The organism is Proteus columbae, assembly GCF_002777965.1.
Classification (GTDB): domain Bacteria; phylum Pseudomonadota; class Gammaproteobacteria; order Enterobacterales; family Enterobacteriaceae; genus Proteus; species Proteus columbae.
This window is the reverse complement of sequence record NZ_NGVR01000002.1, coordinates 169,471-189,130: the sequence shown is the minus strand read 5'-3', so window position 1 is coordinate 189,130 and position 19,660 is coordinate 169,471. Positions and strand designations below refer to the sequence as shown.

Here is a 19,660-nt window from a genome sequence, read left to right as displayed (position 1 = left end):
GCTCATCGCCGGTCAGTGGATGCGCATTATAGGGAGATCTCGGATTAGCGCAAGTGTTTATTTCAATTTTTTTTCTGTTCGCTTTTTTTTTCAACAAAACGAAGAAAAACGCTCTATTTTTACGCTGATAGCGTGAAATCCGAACAGCTTTATCCAACTGACTCACGTAAGATAGAAGATAAATTATGGTATAGGTAATCTTTATTATGCAATTTAACGAGCAACGTTCAGCTTCTCAAAAAAATCTTTCTTATATAGTTGCTGAAAAACTGGGTAAACAAATCCTTTCGGGACATTATGAACCTGAATCTTTACTACCTGGAGAAATAGAACTAGCAGAAATACTCTCCGTCAGCAGAACGGTTATCCGTGAAGCAATCAAAATGCTCGCTGCGAAAGGTATGCTTTTACCTCGACCAAGAATAGGTACTCGTGTTACTCCAATGCAAAATTGGAATCTATTAGATAATGATCTTCTTAATTGGTGGATAGACAGTGGTGAATTTAATAAGGTCAGCCATTATTTCCATCACGTTCGTTTAGCAATAGAACCTCAAGCTTGTTATTTAGCTGCATTTAATGCAACCGAAAGCCAAAAGCAGTCTCTTGCATTATTTGGTAAAGAAATGCAGTTGCTTGATGAGAATTTTGATAGGCAACATTGGCTAGATATCGATACTCAATTTCACTATCTTATTTATCAAGCAAGTGGCAATCCATTCTTTGCCTCTTTCGGCTCATTATTTCTTTCTGCTTATAAAAAGTATTTCGATCTTATTGTGGGTAATGAAACCGTTCAACCAGAAACACATAACCAAATTGTTCAGGCAATTATTGATAAGGATGGAAATAAAGCGCGTGATCTCTGTTTAATCTTATTAACGAGTGATTGAATAGTTTTAATACAAATTTTGTAGGTTTTCTGTTTATAATGAAGCGATAATCAAAATATAGAACAAAGACGGTATATGCTTCATGTTGAAATCCGCCAAAAATATGTCTGGGTTGCCTTGGATTGCTGCAATGGCTTTTTTTATGCAGGCTCTCGATGCAACCATTCTTAATACGGCATTACCAGACATAGCAAAAAGCCTTAATCACTCTCCTCTCGCCATGCAATCGGCTGTTATCAGCTACACCTTAACTGTTGCATTATTAATCCCCGTCAGTGGATGGCTAGCTGATAGATTTGGAACGCGTAAAATTTTTATTATTGCGGTTTCTTTATTTTCAGGTGGTTCTTTATTATGTGCACTTTCTCCTAACCTTACTTTTCTTGTTATTTCACGGATTATCCAAGGTATAGGTGGCGCAATGATGATGCCGGTTGCACGCCTTGCTTTATTAAGAGCTTATCCACGCAGCGAATTACTGCCCATTCTCAATTTTGTCACAATGCCAGGATTAGTAGGTCCCATAGCAGGACCTCTTTTAGGGGGGGTATTAGTTACTTATGCTTCTTGGCATTGGATATTTATTATAAATATTCCTATTGGCCTATTAGGTATTTTCTATGCCATAAAACATATGCCTAATTTCACTATGCCAAAACGTAAATTTGATTTACTTGGCTTTATTTTCTTTGGTTTTGGCTTAGTCATGCTTTCTGTTAGCCTTGATCTTTTTGGTGATAAAAATATCTCTCGATATATTCCTATTGCCATTATTTTAGGTGGATTTTCTTTACTTGGGTTATACATCAATCATGCAAGACGCCACCAGCAACCACTAATTCCTCTCAATATATTTAAAACGCGCACTTTCTCTGTCGGTATTGCGGGAAATATTGCAACAAGATTAGGCACTGGATGTATTCCTTTCTTAATGCCACTTATGTTGCAAGTGGGTTTTGGCTACCCTGCTATTATTTCAGGAATGATGATGGCACCAATGGCGTTAGGTTCTATTTTAGCCAAATCATTTGTCACAAAGATCTTAGTGAAATTTAGCTATCGCCGAACGCTCTTTGCTATCACCATTATTATTGGTTTGATGATAGCTCAGTTCTCTCTTCAATCTCCAGATATGTCTATTTATTATCTTGTTATCCCACTCTTTTTATTAGGTGTGGTCATGTCGATACAATTTACGTCTATGAATACAATTTCATTGGCTGACTTAACAGATAACAATGCTAGCTCAGGAAATAGTGTTTTGGCTGTCACCCAACAATTGGCAATTAGTTTTGGTATTGCAGTGAGTGCATCTATTTTAGGATATTTTGATACAGAGAATGTGGGCACTACGGTTGATAACTTCCATTATACTTTTATTACTGTTGGTATCATTACACTGCTTTCTTCCTTTGTATTTTTACTCCTTGATAAACATGATGGCGATAATCTAACTAATAAAAAGAAAAAATCCTGATAGCATTATTCAAACTAAAAAAGAGAGCATAAGCTCTCTTTTTCTTTATATATAAATAGAAAAATACATTACAAGGATGAAGCCAAAAAAGTATCTACCTCATGACGCCATGGTACTGATGGTTGAGCTCCTGCTCGAGTAACAGCAATGGCAGCCGCCGCATGAGCAAACTTAATCGCTGGCATCATAGATTGTCCTTCTAATAAAGCAGTGATTAGTGCGCCATTAAATGTATCGCCTGCTGCAATAGTATCAACAGCTTTCACTTTAAATGCAGGAACAATACAACCTTTACTATTTTTCTCACTCACCCAAACTCCACGGCTTCCTAATGTAATAAGAACCGTTTTAATACCTTTATGATGCAGAACATCTGCTGCTTGCTGAGCACTTTCATCATCTATCACTTTAATTCCAGTCAGATATTCAGTCTCGGTTTCGTTCGGAGTAATAATATCAACAAGAGATAACAGCTCATCAGGTAATGCTTGAGCTGGTGCGGGATTTAGTATTACTTGCACATTTTCTTGTTTAGCGATTTCAGCCGCTTTCAATACTGAATCAAGTGGCGATTCTAATTGCATTAACAGAGCATCAGCTTCTTTTATAATATTCCCATGGCGCTGAACATAACTTGTATCTAATCGTCCATTAGCACCAGCATGAATACCTATAACATTTTCACCCTGTTGATTAACGAAAATAAGCGCAACACCTGTTGCCACATCATCAATTAACTCAATGCTATTGGTATCAATGTTGTCTGTTATCAATTGAGCTTTGGCTTTTTTACCAATATCGTCATTCCCTAAACAAGCAAGAAAGGAAATATTAGCACCACAACGCCCAGCAGCAACCGCCTGATTAGCACCTTTACCGCCAAATACCATTTGGAATTGGTTACCTGAAATGGTTTCACCAGGAAGCGGAAAATGGGCAACATTAAGAATATGATCTGCATTAACACTACCTAAAATCACAAGTTTCTTCGCTTCCATGATTTTTCCTTACTCTCAGTAATAAATTCTAGATGTATTGCATAAATGACATTCAATATTTTAAACCGATCATCTCAGCAACATTAATGAAAAAACGTGATCACCATCGAAACGTTTCGCTAGTAAAACAAAAAAGAACCAAAAATAAGCAGTAGGAAGCTGAATCGATTTTTGTTATAAACAAATTGTGTGCTAATAGAATGTTTGACTATATGTCAGCAATCCTTTTCTGATATTTTCAGGATGATGACGAAAATAAGTACCCATTANCTAGTAAAACAAAAAAGAACCAAAAATAAGCAGTAGGAAGCTGAATCGATTTTTGTTATAAACAAATTGTGTGCTAATAGAATGTTTGACTATATGTCAGCAATCCTTTTCTGATATTTTCAGGATGATGACGAAAATAAGTACCCATTATTAGGAGTGTTTATGCAACTTGCAGAGCGGATTTCACAACTTAGCCAATATCTTGAAACTGGGCTTTATGAGCGACAGTCAACTATCCGTCTTTGTCTACTTGCAGCACTGAGTGGTGAGAGTGTTTTCTTACTNTCCTTTTCTGATATTTTCAGGATGATGACGAAAATAAGTACCCATTATTAGGAGTGTTTATGCAACTTGCAGAGCGGATTTCACAACTTAGCCAATATCTTGAAACTGGGCTTTATGAGCGACAGTCAGCTATCCGTCTTTGTCTACTTGCAGCACTGAGTGGTGAGAGTGTTTTCTTACTTGGCCCCCCAGGTATTGCTAAAAGCTTAATAGCCAGAAGAATGAAAGAAGCCTTTAAAGAGGCAAAAGCTTTTGAATACCTAATGACGCGTTTTTCAACACCCGAAGAAATTTTTGGCCCTTTATCTATTCAAGCCTTAAAAGATGAAGGTAAATATCAGCGTTTGGTTGAGGGATATTTACCTGATGCTGAAGTTGTATTTCTTGATGAAATATGGAAAGCAGGACCCGCTATTCTTAATACGTTATTAACAGCAATTAATGAGCGTAAATTTAGAAATGGAGATGCTGAAGTCGCTATTCCAATGCGTTTATTAGTATCCGCCTCTAATGAGTTACCTGATTCAGACAGTAGTCTTGAAGCATTATATGACCGAATGCTTATTCGTATTTGGTTGACAAAAGTTCAGGATAAGAAAAACTTTCGTGCATTACTTATTAATAAAGAAGTAGGCTCTTTTCATATTCCAGAACATATCCAAATTACAGCAGAAGAGTTTTCACGTTGGCAATCAGAATTAGAAAAGGTCACTTTAGATGACCACTTATTTGATTTAATTTATCAACTTCGTGAGTCTTTAGATAAAAGTGATGCCGCACCTTATGTTTCAGATAGACGTTGGAAAAAAGCGGTACGCCTTTTACAAGCCAGTGCCTTTTTTAATGGTCGTAGTACTATTTCACCATTAGATCTTATTTTATTAAAAGATTGTCTGTGGCATGACCAAGCATCATTTGCATTATTAGATAAGTTATTACAAAACCTTTTAACAGAACAAGCTTACCACCAGCTAGAGTTGATTAGAAAAACAGAAAGCTTATGGGCTGAGTGGATGCAATCGACAAGAAGTAAACAAGATCAACAAGCTTTTCGTTTTGAAAAACAAAGTGGAATGTTTGGACGAAACGCACATTTTAGCCTATCAGATAAAATGCAGGCTGATAAATTCACCCTGTTTTTACACATCCCTCTGCATATTCATAGTATTCAGGTTAACTTTATTACTATCGAGCAAAAAGCATTAGAAAACTTTTTGGCTAAAGGAGATGAGTTATTAGCACGTTTAAATGGTATTGGTTTCCCACAATCAATTAATGCACAAATACGCCAAGATGGCGTATTAGAAATTCTCGATGTGAGTCGTCGAACAACATCTCTTTATCAACAAAAAGAGACAACACCAGCTGTTCCTATTGAAGATAACAAAGAGTGGCAAGATAAATTAAAAGATCTGACTCAAGAAATTTATGGTGAGCAGGAAAAATTTAATCATCATCAACCAAATTTATTTATTGATAATGATTGGCTTATTTCCATCGAACAAAGTTTTGTTCAGCTTAATGAAAAATTATCGCAATTAAAAAGCCAAATAAAGTAATGATATTATGCTGACACTTTCAACATTAGATATGCTTTTAGCCATAAATGAAGGGCAGCTTATTGAGGAAGTTATTATTGCTGTACTTGCATCGCCTCAATTAGCGGTATTTTTTGAAAAGCACCCAAGACTCAAAAAAGCCTTACTTAAAGATATCCATCAATGGAAAAAAAGCTTACAGCAAAGAGTAAAAGAGACATTAGTACCTACAATAATTACTGATGAATTCGCTCTTTATCAACAAACACAGTCATTAGGTAACGCTATATTTAATCAGCAAGTAGAGCAAATACAGGCTGAATTAAACAAACTAGACTCCTCTTTTACTGAAGAAGCATCACAACTGATTAAAGCCCATAAGCCTTTTTCACCAGCTCAACAAGCTTTGTTTATTCAACACTGGCGGATCAGTTTAATTTTCCAAGTTACTGCATTACACAAAGCCCTATTTGACCAAGAACAAGAGCAACTCCTTGCGGAGCTTCAGGAGCGTTTAGCGCTAAGTGGAAGCTTAAGTAATACATTCTCAGAAAATGAGCGTGCAGCAGGGCGTTTATGGGATATGAGTAAAGGCGTTTTAACAAAAACCCCTTTCGATGAGAAAATTATTCAACGTTATAGCGACTTTCTCGATCAACAACCTGAATTACATAAACTCGCAAGTTTGCTAGGTCGTAGCAAAACAGCTAAATCACTCCCTGAAGAGAGTGTTATTTTTGAACCTGTAACTATTGTTGAAAAAGCACCAGATACAACGCCAGAACAAGTCAATGGAATAGGGCTCAGTGATGATATCTTACGCTTACTTCCCACAGAGCTTGCCTTGTTAGGTATTAATGAAATCGAATATGAGTTTTATCGAAAGCTGGTGGAAAAACAGCTCAATACCTATCGATTACAAGGAGATAATTGGCAAGAGCGCACAGTGTTGCGTCCAGTAACTCATCATCATGATGAAGAAAGACCAAGAGGGCCTTTTATTGTATGTATTGATACATCAGGTTCGATGGGGGGATTTAACGAACAGTGTGCTAAAGCTTTTGGACTTGCATTAATGAAAATAGCACTAGCTGATAATCGTTCATGTCATGTGATGTTATTTTCGACTGAAACTGTACATTACCAATTATCATCGTCTAATGGCCTGCAAGATCTTATCAAGTTTTTGAATCAGTCATTTAGAGGGGGCACAGACTTAAGTGCATGTTTAGATACTGTCGCAGAAAAACTAAATAGCCCAGCATGGAAAGATGCTGATGCTGTTGTTATTTCTGACTTTGTCGCCCAAAGGTTACCCGAAAACCTAATCAACAAAATCAAAAAAAGCCAACAGCAACAGCACAATCGCTTCCATGCGGTTACCCTATCCAATTACGGTAAACCCAGTATCATGAAAATCTTTGACCATATATGGCGTTTTGATACTGGATTAAAAAGTCGTTTACTTCGACGCTGGCGTCAATAATTACAGCATATCGGCGAAAGCTAAACGGGTATCTTTTTCCCATACACCGCATTGTACTTGTCCAATGTGCTCTTTTTGTAGCAGTAACATTACTAAACGAGATTGGCCAATACCACCGCCGATAGTTTGTGGCATATCGCCTTGCATTAATGCTTTATGCCAATCTAGCTCAAGACGCTTAGTATCATCTGTTAATGTTAACTGACGCATTAATGTTTCAGGATCGACACGGATACCCATTGATGACAATTCAAACGCATCTTGTAGAACAGGGTTCCAGACAAGAATGTCACCGTTTAAACCTTCAAATCCATCTTCGTTTGGTGTCGTCCAGTCATCATAATCAGGCGCTCTTACATCATGAGCTTCACCGCTTGATAATTTGCCACCAATACCAATCAAGAAAACAGCGCCATATTCTTTTGCAATCGCTTTTTCACGGCCTTTAGCATCAAGGTCAGGATAACGACGCAGTAACTCTTCAGTGTGGATAAATTGAATTTGATCTGGCAGGAACGGTACCAGACCAAATTCTTCGCTGACGGCTTTTTCAGTTTCTTTTATTGCCTGATAAATTTTACCCACTGTCTGCTTAAGATAAGGAACTGTACGCTCTTTATCTTCCATCACTTTTTCCCAATCCCACTGATCAACATAAACCGAGTGGATCTGAGTTAAGCGATCTTCGTCTGGTCGCAAGGCTTTCATATGAGTATAAAGACCTTGACCAGAACTAAATCCAAAACGACCTAATGTTTTACGTTTCCATTTAGCTAATGAATGGACAACCTCAAAAGTAGAATCTGGTAAAGATTTGACTTTAACTTGTACTGCCTTCTCATGACCAGATAAGTTATCTTGAGTTCCATCACCAAGGCGACTTAAGATCGGTCCTTGAACTTCAATCAGTCCTAATTCTTTTTCCAGCAGTCGTGAAAAATAAGATTTAACAAAGCTAATTTGCTGTTGAGTCTGGATGAATGATTTTTCCATTTTTGTATTCCTAGTGGTGATGTCGTGTTTCGCTGATATAGATTAAGCAACAAAATGGGTACTAAATTCAATATACTTCATTAAAAATAGCCTTGCTTGTTTTAAATCGTTAAAAATAACGCTATAAAAATGTATTATCGTTAAAAACAGAGGGGATTTATGGACAATATTTATCAGATCGATAATCTCGATCGTGACATACTTCACGCATTAATGGCGAATGCGAGAACACCTTACGCTGAATTAGCAAAAAAATTCGAAGTGAGCCCTGGCACAATTCATGTTCGAGTAGAGAAAATGAAGCAGGCTGGAATTATTACAGGCACTCGAGTTGATATTAGTGAAAAGCAACTTGGTTTTGATGTCTGCTGTTTTATTGGCATTATTCTTAAGAGTGCAAAAGACTACCACACTGCATTAGATAAATTAGATAAGTTAGATGAAGTTGTAGAAGTGTACTATACAACAGGGCAATACAGTATTTTTACAAAGGTTATGTGTAAAAGTATAGAAGCTTTACAAGACGTACTTATCAACAAAATCCAGACAATTGATGAAATTCAATCAACAGAAACCCTGATCTCACTGCAAAACCCGATAATAAGGACGATCAAGCCATAAGGGTAAATTCTTATTTTTTTTTATAACCACATTATCCACAGGTAGATCCCAAGTGATTCACAGCGTACAATAGCGCGTCTTAAACATAAGGAGATCATTAATGAAAAAAGTCACTCTTATTAGTGGCAGTACCATGGGTAGTGCTGAATATGTCGCAGAACACCTTGCAGAGATCTTATCTGGTGAAGGATTTGAGACAGATCTGCACCATGGACCTTCTCTTAATGATCTTCCAAATGAAGGGATCTGGCTGGTGGTCACATCAACGCATGGTGCAGGTGATATTCCTGATAACCTACTCCCTTTTGCTAATGAAATATCGGCTGATTCCGTTGATCTTAGTAATGTCACCTTTGGTGCGATCGGCATAGGAAGTAGTGAATATGACACTTTCTGCGGTGCGATCAGAACATTGGATCAAAAATTGGTGGAAAAAGGGGCTACTCGCCTTGGCGATCGTCTCGAAATTGATATTCAAAAGTACGACATTCCGGAAGATCCAGCAGAAGAATGGATAGCTTCTTGGAAAAATTTACTTTAAATTGCACAAAAAAACAGCAAACGAATGTGGATAACTCTGCTTAAAAGCAGGGGTTAACCCGTAGTTATCCATTGTATAAGGCTATATCAAGAAATGACCTGTGTATAAGTCGTCATTTTGATCCCAGCTTATCAGCAGATAGATCACGGATCATTCACAGTATATGATCCTTTACACTTTTATGATCTTTAAATAGAAAATCCACTTATCCACAGAGGATCGCTTCCTTAATAAAAGATCTAATAAAGAGATCTTTAAATAAAAAGATCTTTAAATAATTACCTGCGGATCTGCTCGCTTGTATCTGTCAAAAAGTTGAGTAGAATTCGTTTTCCCAATGCAACACATTCAGCATTCGTAACATTTAAGGTTCACACATGTTTTATCCAGAACACTTTGACGTCATTGTCATCGGTGGTGGTCACGCCGGTACAGAAGCCGCTATGGCTGCAGCTCGTATGGGGCGTCAAACCCTATTACTGACCCACAATATTGATACTTTGGGCCAAATGTCTTGTAACCCAGCTATTGGTGGGATTGGTAAAGGGCATCTGGTAAAAGAGATCGATGCCATGGGTGGATTAATGGCAACTGCTATTGACCACGCAGGGATCCAATTCAGAACCCTTAACGCAAGTAAGGGGCCAGCTGTAAGAGCAACAAGAGCACAAGCTGACCGTGTTCTTTATCGCCAAGCTGTTCGTACTACACTTGAAAATCAACCTAATTTAATGATCTTCCAACAACCTGTTGAAGATCTCATTGTTGAAAACGACCAAGTAACAGGTGCTGTTACTCGCATGGGCTTAAAATTCCGTGCTAAGTCTGTTGTTCTAACCGTAGGTACTTTCCTTGATGGAAAAATCCATATTGGCTTAGAAAATTACAGTGGTGGTCGTGCTGGTGATCCACCATCAGTTTCGTTATCACACAGATTACGCGAATTACCTCTACGTGTAGGTCGTTTAAAAACAGGTACACCACCTCGTATTGATGCTAGAACTATTGATTTTAGCCAATTAGCTGTTCAGTTGGGTGATACTCCAATGCCTGTTTTCTCGTTTTTAGGTAATGTGGATCAGCATCCTGAACAAATGCCTTGCCATATCACATACACAAACGAAAAAACGCACGATGTTATTCGTAATAACCTCGATCGTAGCCCAATGTATGCTGGTGTCATCGAAGGAATAGGCCCTCGTTATTGCCCATCTATTGAAGATAAGGTAATGAGATTTGCTGATCGTAATTCACATCAGATCTTTTTAGAGCCTGAAGGTTTAACAAGTAACGAAATTTACCCAAATGGTATCTCAACAAGCTTACCTTTTGATGTTCAAATGCAAATCGTAAATTCCATGAAAGGTATGGAAAATGCGAAGATCATTAGACCTGGTTACGCCATTGAATATGACTTCTTCGATCCTAGAGATCTAAAACAAACCCTAGAAAGCAAATTTATCAATGGGTTATTCTTTGCTGGACAAATTAACGGCACAACTGGTTATGAAGAAGCTGCGGCTCAAGGTATGCTTGCAGGGCTTAATGCGGCACGTTATGCCTTCGATCAAGAAGGTTGGTTCCCTCGTCGTGATCAAGCATACATAGGTGTGTTAGTTGACGATCTTTGTACCCTTGGTACAAAAGAACCATACCGTATGTTTACTTCTCGTGCTGAATATCGCTTGATGTTACGTGAAGATAATGCAGATTTACGTTTAACCGAGATTGGTCGTGAATTAGGTATGGTTGACGATACTCGTTGGGCACAATTTAGCGAAAAAGTTGAGCTTGTTGAAAAAGAGCGTCAGCGTTTAAGAAATATTTGGGTTCATCCTCAAGCAGATAATCTTTCAGAAATCAATGAATTACTGAATACACCATTATCTAAAGAAGCAAATGGTGAAGATTTATTACGTCGCCCTGAAATGACTTACGACATACTAAAAAATATCACTCGTTTTGCACCAGGTATTGATGATTCAAAACCTCAAGCAGCAGAACAAGTTGAGATCCAAGTTAAGTACGAAGGTTATATTAGTCGCCAGCAAGAAGAGATCGAAAAACAACTGCGCAATGAAAATGCCGCATTACCGATTGATCTGGATTATAAACAAGTTAGCGGATTATCTAACGAAGTTATTGCGAAACTTAACGATCACAAACCAACATCGATCGGACAAGCATCACGGATCTCAGGTGTCACACCAGCTGCTATTTCCATTTTATTAGTTTGGTTGAAAAAACAAGGCCTATTACGCAGGAGCGCATCATGAGTGACTTACTTAATCGGCTAAAAAAGCTGGCTAAGCAAGCCAATATTGAGCTTACAGATATTCAAGCTGAAAAACTCACGGGTTATGTTGCTATGCTTGATAAATGGAATAAAGCTTACAACCTCACATCAGTGAGAGATCCACAGCAAATGCTTATCCGTCATATTTTGGATAGCATTGTTGTGAGCCAATATCTTGAAGGTGAAAGATTTATTGATGTGGGTACAGGGCCTGGATTACCCGGTATTCCACTGGCAATAATGCGTCCCGATCACCAGTTTGTCTTATTGGATAGCTTAGGTAAACGCGTTCGCTTTATGAAGCAAGTTCAGCACGAACTAGGACTTAATAATATAGAGCCAGTTCAATACCGCGTTGAAGAATACCAAACAGAGAAGCCTTTTGATGGTGTTATCAGCCGAGCATTTGCCTCTATGAACGATATGCTCTCTTGGTGCTCTCATTTAGTGACTGAAGAACACGGTCGTTTTTATGCATTGAAAGGACAAATTCATCAAGAAGAGTTAGATGAACTTGCTGATAATGGATTAAAAATGCCAGAAAAAGTGATTAGCTTATCTATACCTGAATTGAATGAACAAAGACATTTGGTGATTATTTAATCAAATACCTTGTGTCTCATTGATCCTTTTTTCATTTTTTGTGCTCTGGCGATAATATTTACAATGTTATCGCCATTTGATTTATGTGGATTTATGGCAAGCATTAAAATTCACTTTAATAAAACAATAAATTAACAATTTATTATCTTTTGCTTTAATTCCCTTTGTAACCTTCATTTTTCTCTTTTTATTTCCAAAATAAATTAATAATTCTGTGCATTATAAAAATATTGAATTTATTTAATTGAAAATCGGTTAATTATTTTTCAATTGCCACTAAATTGTTCATAAAAGAGCGTTTATTTGTTAACTCTGTTATATAATTTATGAAATAAACTTTATTTATACTTTTGTATTTGTGATGCCTGTCACGCTATTTATTTTCTTCAGCACTATTATTTTTACTCTTTTTGTTCTTAATCATTTTTCATAAATGGAACCTTGGTAAGAAATTTAAATTAATCTTCACTTTTTCGCTACTTATTGATTGAATTCATTGCCACGCCCCGTATAATTTGCTCGTTTTTGTCACTTGACACTTTATAGCAAAGACAGTTTGATACATCATTCAGTAATACCTTTTACGATAGCTAGTCTGGAGAATACAAACGTCATGTCTGTCTCCCTCTACAACGGGAAAGTTGCACTGAAACTGTTATTTTTGCAGTTTATGACTTTTGTTATTCTCAGTGCGGGTTTCTACTTAAAGAGTACAGACTGGAGTTTTTCGGCTTTTTTAGGCGGATTGGCATGTTGGTTACCCAATATTGCTTTTCTTTTGTTAATGCGCTTACAAAAAGTCAACGAAGAAGAAGCTCCAGTTCGCATAAACTGGCTTTTTGCTTTCAGTGAAGGGTTGAAGGTTATATTATCAATAACCTTGCTGATTGTTGCTTTAGGAGTGTTTAAAGCGGCATTTGCACCACTGGTCATGACCTACTTAGCGGTGCTTGTTATGCAGGTCGTTGCACCAGCCGTCATTAACGGTTAGCGTTTTTAACAACAAAAGGGTAATTGGCATCATGTCTGCATCAGGAGAAGCATTAACCACTAGAGACTACATAGGTCACCACCTGAATAACCTTCAGTTGGACCTGCGTACTTTCGAGTTGGTCAATCCCCATGCTGAAAATGCGCCATCATTCTGGGTGTTAAATATTGACTCACTTTTCTTTTCAGTACTAATGGGAGCTCTATTCCTATGGCTGTTTAGAAAAGTAGCAGTAAGAGCAACCAGTGGCGTACCGGGAAAATTCCAGACTGCAGTAGAAATGATCATCGGTTTCGTTGATAGCAGCGTCCGTGATATGTATCACGGAAAGAGCAAGGTCATTGCACCTTTGGCATTGACTGTGTTCGTTTGGGTGCTGTTAATGAATGCCCTGGATTTATTACCAATCGACTTCATCCCTTATATCGGTGAACACATCTTTGGGTTACCAGCGTTACGCATCGTTCCGACTGCGGACGTGAGTATTACTCTATCGATGGCAATTGGTGTATTTATCCTGATCCTTTTCTATAGCATTAAGATGAAAGGCATAAAAGGGTTTACAAAAGAGCTGACTTTACAGCCTTTTAATCACCCAATTTTTATTCCTGTCAACTTAATCTTGGAAGGGGTAAGCCTGCTATCAAAACCTGTTTCCCTCGGTCTTCGACTGTTTGGTAACATGTATGCAGGTGAACTGATCTTTATTCTTATTGCTGGTCTGTTACCGTGGTGGTCACAGTGGTTATTAAGCCTTCCTTGGGCAATATTCCACATACTGATTATTACGTTACAAGCATTTATTTTCATGGTTCTAACGATTGTCTATCTGTCGATGGCATCTGAAGAACATTAATTATTAACTCTTTGAAGAAATAACTGAAACAAACTGGAGACTGTCATGGAAAACCTGAGTATGGATCTGCTGTACATGGCTGCCGCTATTATGATGGGTTTAGCTGCAATCGGTGCTGCAATCGGTATCGGAATCCTCGGAGGCAAATTTTTAGAAGGTGCTGCTCGTCAGCCTGATCTGATCCCTCTTCTGCGTACACAGTTCTTTATCGTTATGGGTCTGGTTGACGCCATCCCTATGATTGCTGTGGGTCTGGGCCTTTACGTGATGTTTGCTGTTGCCTAATGATGGCAATGAGCAGTAAAAGCATCAAGTTAGTTAATAACCAAGAAAGAGGTATTGTGCTGTGAATTTAAATGCAACAATCCTCGGCCAGGCCGTCGCATTTGTCCTGTTTGTTTTGTTCTGTATGAAATTCGTATGGCCACCAATTATGGCGGCCATTGAAAAACGTCAAAAAGAAATTGCTGACGGTTTATCATCTGCAGAACGTGCTAAAAAGGACTTAGATTTAGCGAAAGCCGATGCAGGCGATCAGCTAGCGAAAGCAAAAGCAGAAGCTCAAGCAATCATTGAATCCGCGAATAAACAACGCACTCAAATGATTGAAGATGCTAAAGCAGAAGCAGAGCAAGAACGTAGTAAGATCGTTGCACAAGCTCAATCCGAACTGGATGCAGAGCGTAAACGTGCTCGTGAAGAACTTCGTAAACAAGTCGCAATGCTGGCTATCGCAGGTGCCGAGAAAATTATTGAACGTTCCGTGGATGAAGCTGCTAATAGCGACATCGTTGATAAACTGGTCGCTGAACTGTAAGGAGGGAGGGGCATGTCTGAAATAGCAACGGTAGCTCGCCCCTACGCCAAAGCAGCTTTTGACTTTGCTGTGGAAAACCAGGCTGTCGATAAATGGCAGGTTATGCTGGCGTTCACCGCTGAAGTAGCACGCAATGAGCAGGTAACCGAATTACTTTCTGGTTCTTTAGCATCAGAAAAACTGGCTGACATCTTTGTCGACCTTTGTGGCGAACAATTAGATGGTCATGCTCAGAATTTAATTCGTGTTATGGCTGATAATGGCCGTTTATCAACGTTGCCTGAAGTATTGAGCCAATTTATTCAATTGCGCGCAGTACTAGAGTCAACGGTTGACGTTGAAGTAACTTCTGCCATTGAGCTAACTAAACAGCAGCTAGCTAACATTTCTGCAGCGATGGAAAAACGTCTATCACGCAAAGTGAAGCTGAATTGCAAAATTGATAAGTCTGTTATCGCAGGCATGATTATACGCGCCGGTGACCTCGTCATCGATGGCAGTATTCGTGGCCGTTTAGAGCGATTAACGGACGTCTTGCAGTCTTAAGGGGACTGGAGCATATGCAACTGAATTCCACTGAAATCAGCGAACTGATCAAGCAGCGCATTGCTCAGTTCAATGTAGTGAGTGAAGCTCACAATGAAGGTACGATTGTATCCGTTAGTGACGGTATCATTCGTATCCACGGTTTAGCCGAAGTTATGCAGGGTGAGATGATCGCACTGCCGGGTAACCGTTTCGCTATCGCACTGAACTTAGAGCGTGACTCTGTTGGTGCGGTTGTGATGGGTCCTTATGCTGACTTAGCAGAAGGCATGAAAGTTAAATGTACAGGTCGTATTCTGGAAGTACCTGTTGGGCGTGGTCTGCTTGGCCGTGTGGTAAACACACTGGGTGAGCCGATTGATGGTAAAGGTGCAGTAGAGCATGATGGATTCTCACCTGTTGAGATGATTGCTCCTGGTGTTATCGACCGTCAATCAGTTGATCAGCCTGTACAAACAGGTTACAAATCCGTCGATGCCATGATCCCAATTGGTCGTGGTCAGCGTGAATTGATCATCGGTGACCGTCAAACAGGTAAAACTGCTCTGGCTGTCGATGCTATCATCAACCAACGCGACTCTGGCATTAAATGTATTTATGTCGCTATCGGTCAGAAAGCCTCTACTATTTCGAACGTTGTTCGTAAATTAGAAGAACATGGCGCGTTAGAAAACACCATTGTTGTTGTTGCTTCTGCATCAGAATCAGCAGCGCTGCAATACCTAGCTCCTTATTCAGGTTGCGCAATGGGTGAATACTTCCGTGACCGTGGTGAAGATGCCCTGATTATTTATGATGACCTGTCTAAACAGGCTGTTGCATACCGTCAAATTTCACTGTTACTTCGTCGTCCACCTGGACGTGAAGCATACCCTGGTGACGTTTTCTATCTGCACTCCCGTTTACTTGAGCGTGCTGCTCGCGTTAATGCTGAGTACGTAGAAGCATTCACTAATGGTGAAGTTAAAGGTAAAACCGGCTCTCTGACTGCGTTACCTATTATCGAAACGCAAGCAGGGGACGTTTCTGCATTCGTTCCTACGAACGTAATCTCTATTACCGATGGTCAGATCTTCTTAGAATCTAACCTGTTTAACGCAGGTATCCGTCCAGCTGTTAACCCAGGGATCTCCGTATCTCGTGTTGGTGGTGCAGCTCAGACTAAGATCATGAAGAAACTTTCTGGTGGTATCCGTACTGCACTTGCGCAGTATCGTGAGCTGGCAGCATTCTCACAGTTCGCTTCCGATCTGGACGATGCTACCCGTAAACAATTGAACCACGGTCAGAAAGTGACTGAATTGCTGAAACAGAAACAGTACGAACCAATGTCTGTCGCACAACAGTCTTTATCACTGTTTGCAGCAGAACGTGGTTATCTGGAAGATGTTGAAATTTCAAAAGTTGTGCCATTTGAAGCGGCTTTATTAGCTTATGCCTCTCGTGAACATGCTGATTTATTGAAAGAAATCAACCAGACTGGTACTTATAACGAAGAAATCGAAGCGAAGCTGAAAGGCGTGCTAGAAAACTTCAAAGCGACTCAGTCCTGGTAATAACTATTCGGCCTAATAGTTAAACATTAGGCCGTCTGGTTCATGAGGAGAAGCAGAAATGGCCGGCGCAAAAGAGATACGTTCGAAGATCGCCAGTGTGCAAAACACACAGAAGATCACTAAAGCGATGGAGATGGTCGCCGCGTCGAAAATGCGTAAAACGCAGGAACGCATGGCAGCCAGCCGTCCTTATGCAGAAACCATGCGCAGTGTGATTGGTCACCTTGCGTTAGGGAATCTGGAATACAAACATCCATACCTCGAAGAGCGTGAAGTTAAACGTGTCGGGTACCTGGTTGTTTCGACCGACCGTGGTTTGTGTGGTGGTTTGAACATTAACTTGTTCAAAAAACTGCTGGCAGACATGAAAGAGTGGTCTGAAAAAGGTGTGCAGGTAGATTTAGCACTAATCGGTTCTAAAGCCGCTTCATTCTTTGGCTCAGTAGGCGGGAATGTTGTTGGTCAAGTAACGGGTATGGGTGATGATCCAAAACTGTCAGACCTTATCGGTCCAGTCAATATCATGTTGCAGGCTTATGACGAAGGTCGTTTAGATAAACTGTATGTGGTGGCAAATAAGTTCATCAATACCATGGCTCAAGAGCCTAAAATTCTTCAGGTTTTACCATTACCTCCAGGTGATGATGAAGAGCTGAAAGAAAAATCTTGGGATTATCTGTACGAACCTGATCCTAAGGCGTTACTGGATACTTTACTGCGTCGTTATATCGAATCGCAAGTTTACCAGAGCGTCGTAGAGAACTTAGCGAGTGAGCAGGCCGCCCGAATGGTCGCGATGAAAGCCGCTACAGATAACGGTGGTAACCTGATTAAAGAACTGCAATTGGTGTACAACAAAGCACGCCAAGCAAGCATTACTCAGGAACTTACAGAAATTGTGTCTGGTGCAGCCGCGGTATAACAGCTAGGTTTACGAATTACGTAGAGGATTCAAGATGGCTACTGGAAAGATTGTCCAGGTAATCGGCGCCGTAGTGGACGCCGAGTTCCCTCAGGATAGCGTCCCTAAAGTATACGACGCTCTTGAGGTTATGAATGGTAAAGAAAAACTGGTGCTGGAAGTTCAGCAACAGTTAGGCGGTGGTATCGTTCGTTGTATCGCAATGGGTACATCAGACGGTTTAAGCCGTGGCTTGAAAGTTGAAAACTTAGGCCACCCAATTGAAGTACCAGTAGGTAAAGCAACACTGGGACGTATCATGAACGTTCTGGGTACACCTATCGATATGAAAGGTGATATTGCAACTGAAGAACGTTGGTCTATCCACCGTGAAGCACCAACCTACGAAGAGTTATCAAACTCACAAGAACTGCTTGAAACCGGTATCAAAGTAATGGACTTAATCTGTCCATTTGCTAAAGGTGGTAAAGTTGGTCTGTTTGGTGGTGCGGGTGTTGGTAAAACAGTTAACATGATGGAATTGATCCGTAACATCGCGATCGAGCACTCAGGTTACTCTGTATTTGCTGGTGTAGGTGAGCGTACTCGTGAGGGTAACGACTTCTATCATGAAATGACAGATTCTAACGTTCTTGACAAAGTATCGTTAGTTTATGGTCAGATGAATGAGCCACCAGGAAACCGTCTGCGTGTTGCACTGACTGGCCTGACTATGGCTGAGAAATTCCGTGACGAAGGTCGTGACGTACTGTTATTCGTAGATAACATCTATCGTTATACCTTAGCCGGTACTGAAGTATCAGCACTGTTAGGTCGTATGCCATCAGCGGTAGGTTACCAACCAACATTGGCTGAAGAGATGGGTGTTCTGCAAGAACGTATCACTTCAACCAAAACAGGTTCAATCACCTCTGTACAAGCTGTATACGTACCTGCGGATGACTTAACTGACCCATCACCAGCAACAACGTTTGCTCACTTAGATGCGACAGTTGTACTGAGCCGTCAAATTGCTTCTTTAGGTATCTACCCTGCGGTTGACCCACTGGATTCAACCAGTCGTCAGTTAGACCCACTGGTAGTTGGCCAAGAGCACTATGATGTGGCTCGTGGTGTTCAGTCTATCCTGCAACGTTATCAGGAACTGAAAGACATCATCGCTATCTTAGGTATGGATGAACTGTCAGAAGAAGATAAACTGGTTGTTGCGCGTGCGCGTAAGATCCAGCGCTTCCTATCTCAGCCATTCTTCGTTGCTGAAGTATTTACCGGTTCACCAGGTAAGTTCGTTTCCCTGAAAGACACTATTCGTGGCTTTAAAGGTATTCTGAACGGTGATTATGACCACCTGCCAGAGCAGGCGTTCTACATGGTTGGTACTATCGAAGAAGCAGTAGAAAAAGCTAAGAAGCTTTAATACGGCTGACGGGAGGTTGATATGGCCGATACATCGTTCCACCTGAAAGTTGTCAGCGCTGAAAAGCAGTTATATGACGGCGAAGTCAAACGAATTCAGGTAACTGGTAGCGAAGGTGAGCTCGGTATTTATCCGCAGCATACCCCGTTATTAACTGCCATAAAACCGGGCATGGTACGTGTCGTAAAAACATCGGGCGAAGAAGAGGTTATCTACCTTTCAGGTGGTATTCTCGAAGTTCAGCCGACAGGCGTCATTGTACTGGCAGATACAGCTATCCGTGGTCGTGATTTGGATGAAGCGAAAGCGTTGGAATCTAAGCGTAAAGCTGAAGAACACATTCAATCCTCTCATGGTGATGTTGATTATGCTCAAGCATCAGCAGAATTAGCCAAAGCGATTGCAAAACTACGTGTAATCGAATTGACTCGACGTTGATGTAAATAGGCAGTCCATGAATAAAAAAGCCAGTTGGTTCTTCACTAACTGGCTTTTTTGCGTCATGAAATATTTTGTGTGACGAAATATGTAGTATTATTTGGCATAAACAGGTT

General features: G+C 39.9%; 19 protein-coding genes. 17 read left to right on the top strand and 2 right to left on the bottom strand.

Annotation, left to right across the window (positions count from 1 at the left end):
- Nucleotides 1-206: 206 nt before the first annotated feature.
- Both CBE70_RS00865 and mdtD read left to right on the top strand, forming a co-directional pair.
- Complete coding sequence (locus CBE70_RS00865; protein ID WP_100157823.1) at nt 207-893, top strand: FadR/GntR family transcriptional regulator; 687 nt, start codon at nt 207-209, stop codon at nt 891-893.
- Nucleotides 894-975: 82 nt separating this feature from the next.
- Complete coding sequence (mdtD, locus tag CBE70_RS00860; RefSeq protein ID WP_100157822.1) at nt 976-2,370, top strand: multidrug transporter subunit MdtD; 1,395 nt, start codon at nt 976-978, stop codon at nt 2,368-2,370.
- 68 nt (nt 2,371-2,438) lie between these two features.
- On the opposite strand, the gene rbsK is transcribed toward mdtD, so the two are convergent.
- On the bottom strand, nt 2,439-3,368 hold the full coding sequence (gene rbsK / locus CBE70_RS00855; protein WP_100157821.1) for a ribokinase: 930 nt from the start codon (nt 3,366-3,368) through the stop codon (nt 2,439-2,441).
- A 614-nt stretch (nt 3,369-3,982) separates the two neighbouring features.
- Between rbsK and ravA the strand changes: the two genes are divergently transcribed.
- On the top strand, nt 3,983-5,482 hold the full coding sequence (gene ravA, locus CBE70_RS00845) for an ATPase RavA (RefSeq protein WP_100157820.1): 1,500 nt from the start codon (nt 3,983-3,985) through the stop codon (nt 5,480-5,482).
- Between the two features lie 7 nt (nt 5,483-5,489).
- A complete protein-coding gene (viaA, locus tag CBE70_RS00840) occupies nt 5,490-6,947 on the top strand; it encodes an ATPase RavA stimulator ViaA (protein ID WP_100157819.1) in 1,458 nt (485 codons plus the stop codon).
- On the opposite strand, the gene asnA is transcribed toward viaA, so the two are convergent.
- A complete protein-coding gene (gene asnA, locus CBE70_RS00835) occupies nt 6,948-7,940 on the bottom strand; it encodes an aspartate--ammonia ligase (RefSeq protein ID WP_100157818.1) in 993 nt (330 codons plus the stop codon).
- Nucleotides 7,941-8,099: 159 nt separating this feature from the next.
- On the opposite strand from asnA, the gene asnC reads away from it, so the two are divergent.
- The 13 genes from asnC to CBE70_RS00770 all read left to right on the top strand — a co-directional run bounded on the left by asnC (nt 8,100) and on the right by CBE70_RS00770 (nt 19,544).
- The gene (asnC, locus tag CBE70_RS00830) at nt 8,100-8,561 is read left to right on the top strand and encodes a transcriptional regulator AsnC (RefSeq protein ID WP_023583317.1); all 462 of its coding nucleotides are present in this window, start codon (nt 8,100-8,102) and stop codon (nt 8,559-8,561) included.
- Nucleotides 8,562-8,661: 100 nt separating this feature from the next.
- Nucleotides 8,662-9,102: an FMN-binding protein MioC gene (gene mioC / locus CBE70_RS00825; protein WP_100157817.1), complete on the top strand. Its 441-nt coding sequence runs from the start codon at nt 8,662-8,664 to the stop codon at nt 9,100-9,102.
- 377 nt (nt 9,103-9,479) lie between these two features.
- Nucleotides 9,480-11,378 (top strand): tRNA uridine-5-carboxymethylaminomethyl(34) synthesis enzyme MnmG, encoded by a 1,899-nt coding sequence (mnmG, locus tag CBE70_RS00820; RefSeq protein WP_100157816.1) that lies wholly within the window; start codon nt 9,480-9,482, stop codon nt 11,376-11,378.
- Nucleotides 11,375-12,001 (top strand): 16S rRNA (guanine(527)-N(7))-methyltransferase RsmG, encoded by a 627-nt coding sequence (gene rsmG / locus CBE70_RS00815; RefSeq protein WP_100157815.1) that lies wholly within the window; start codon nt 11,375-11,377, stop codon nt 11,999-12,001. The genes mnmG and rsmG overlap by 4 nt, the downstream gene beginning before the upstream one ends.
- 613 nt (nt 12,002-12,614) lie before the next feature.
- On the top strand, nt 12,615-12,992 hold the full coding sequence (atpI, locus tag CBE70_RS00810; RefSeq protein ID WP_100157814.1) for a F0F1 ATP synthase subunit I: 378 nt from the start codon (nt 12,615-12,617) through the stop codon (nt 12,990-12,992).
- Between the two features lie 31 nt (nt 12,993-13,023).
- Nucleotides 13,024-13,848 (top strand): F0F1 ATP synthase subunit A, encoded by an 825-nt coding sequence (atpB, locus tag CBE70_RS00805; protein ID WP_100157813.1) that lies wholly within the window; start codon nt 13,024-13,026, stop codon nt 13,846-13,848.
- A 45-nt stretch (nt 13,849-13,893) separates the two neighbouring features.
- Entirely contained in the window at nt 13,894-14,133 is a 240-nt protein-coding gene (gene atpE, locus CBE70_RS00800) for a F0F1 ATP synthase subunit C (protein WP_004246596.1), read from the top strand.
- Between the two features lie 61 nt (nt 14,134-14,194).
- Nucleotides 14,195-14,665: a F0F1 ATP synthase subunit B gene (atpF, locus tag CBE70_RS00795; protein WP_036914499.1), complete on the top strand. Its 471-nt coding sequence runs from the start codon at nt 14,195-14,197 to the stop codon at nt 14,663-14,665.
- Nucleotides 14,666-14,677: 12 nt separating this feature from the next.
- Nucleotides 14,678-15,211: a F0F1 ATP synthase subunit delta gene (gene atpH / locus CBE70_RS00790; protein ID WP_006534344.1), complete on the top strand. Its 534-nt coding sequence runs from the start codon at nt 14,678-14,680 to the stop codon at nt 15,209-15,211.
- Nucleotides 15,212-15,225: 14 nt separating this feature from the next.
- Nucleotides 15,226-16,767, top strand: coding sequence for a F0F1 ATP synthase subunit alpha (gene atpA / locus CBE70_RS00785; RefSeq protein WP_006534343.1), 1,542 nt, complete (start codon nt 15,226-15,228; stop codon nt 16,765-16,767).
- A gap of 58 nt (nt 16,768-16,825) precedes the next feature.
- Nucleotides 16,826-17,689 carry a F0F1 ATP synthase subunit gamma gene (atpG, locus tag CBE70_RS00780; protein WP_006534342.1) on the top strand — a complete coding sequence of 288 codons (864 nt, stop codon included), beginning with the start codon at nt 16,826-16,828 and terminating at the stop codon, nt 17,687-17,689.
- A gap of 34 nt (nt 17,690-17,723) precedes the next feature.
- Nucleotides 17,724-19,106 carry a F0F1 ATP synthase subunit beta gene (atpD, locus tag CBE70_RS00775; RefSeq protein WP_023583323.1) on the top strand — a complete coding sequence of 461 codons (1,383 nt, stop codon included), beginning with the start codon at nt 17,724-17,726 and terminating at the stop codon, nt 19,104-19,106.
- A 21-nt stretch (nt 19,107-19,127) separates the two neighbouring features.
- Nucleotides 19,128-19,544 carry a F0F1 ATP synthase subunit epsilon gene (locus CBE70_RS00770; RefSeq protein ID WP_006534340.1) on the top strand — a complete coding sequence of 139 codons (417 nt, stop codon included), beginning with the start codon at nt 19,128-19,130 and terminating at the stop codon, nt 19,542-19,544.
- Nucleotides 19,545-19,660: the final 116 nt, after the last annotated feature.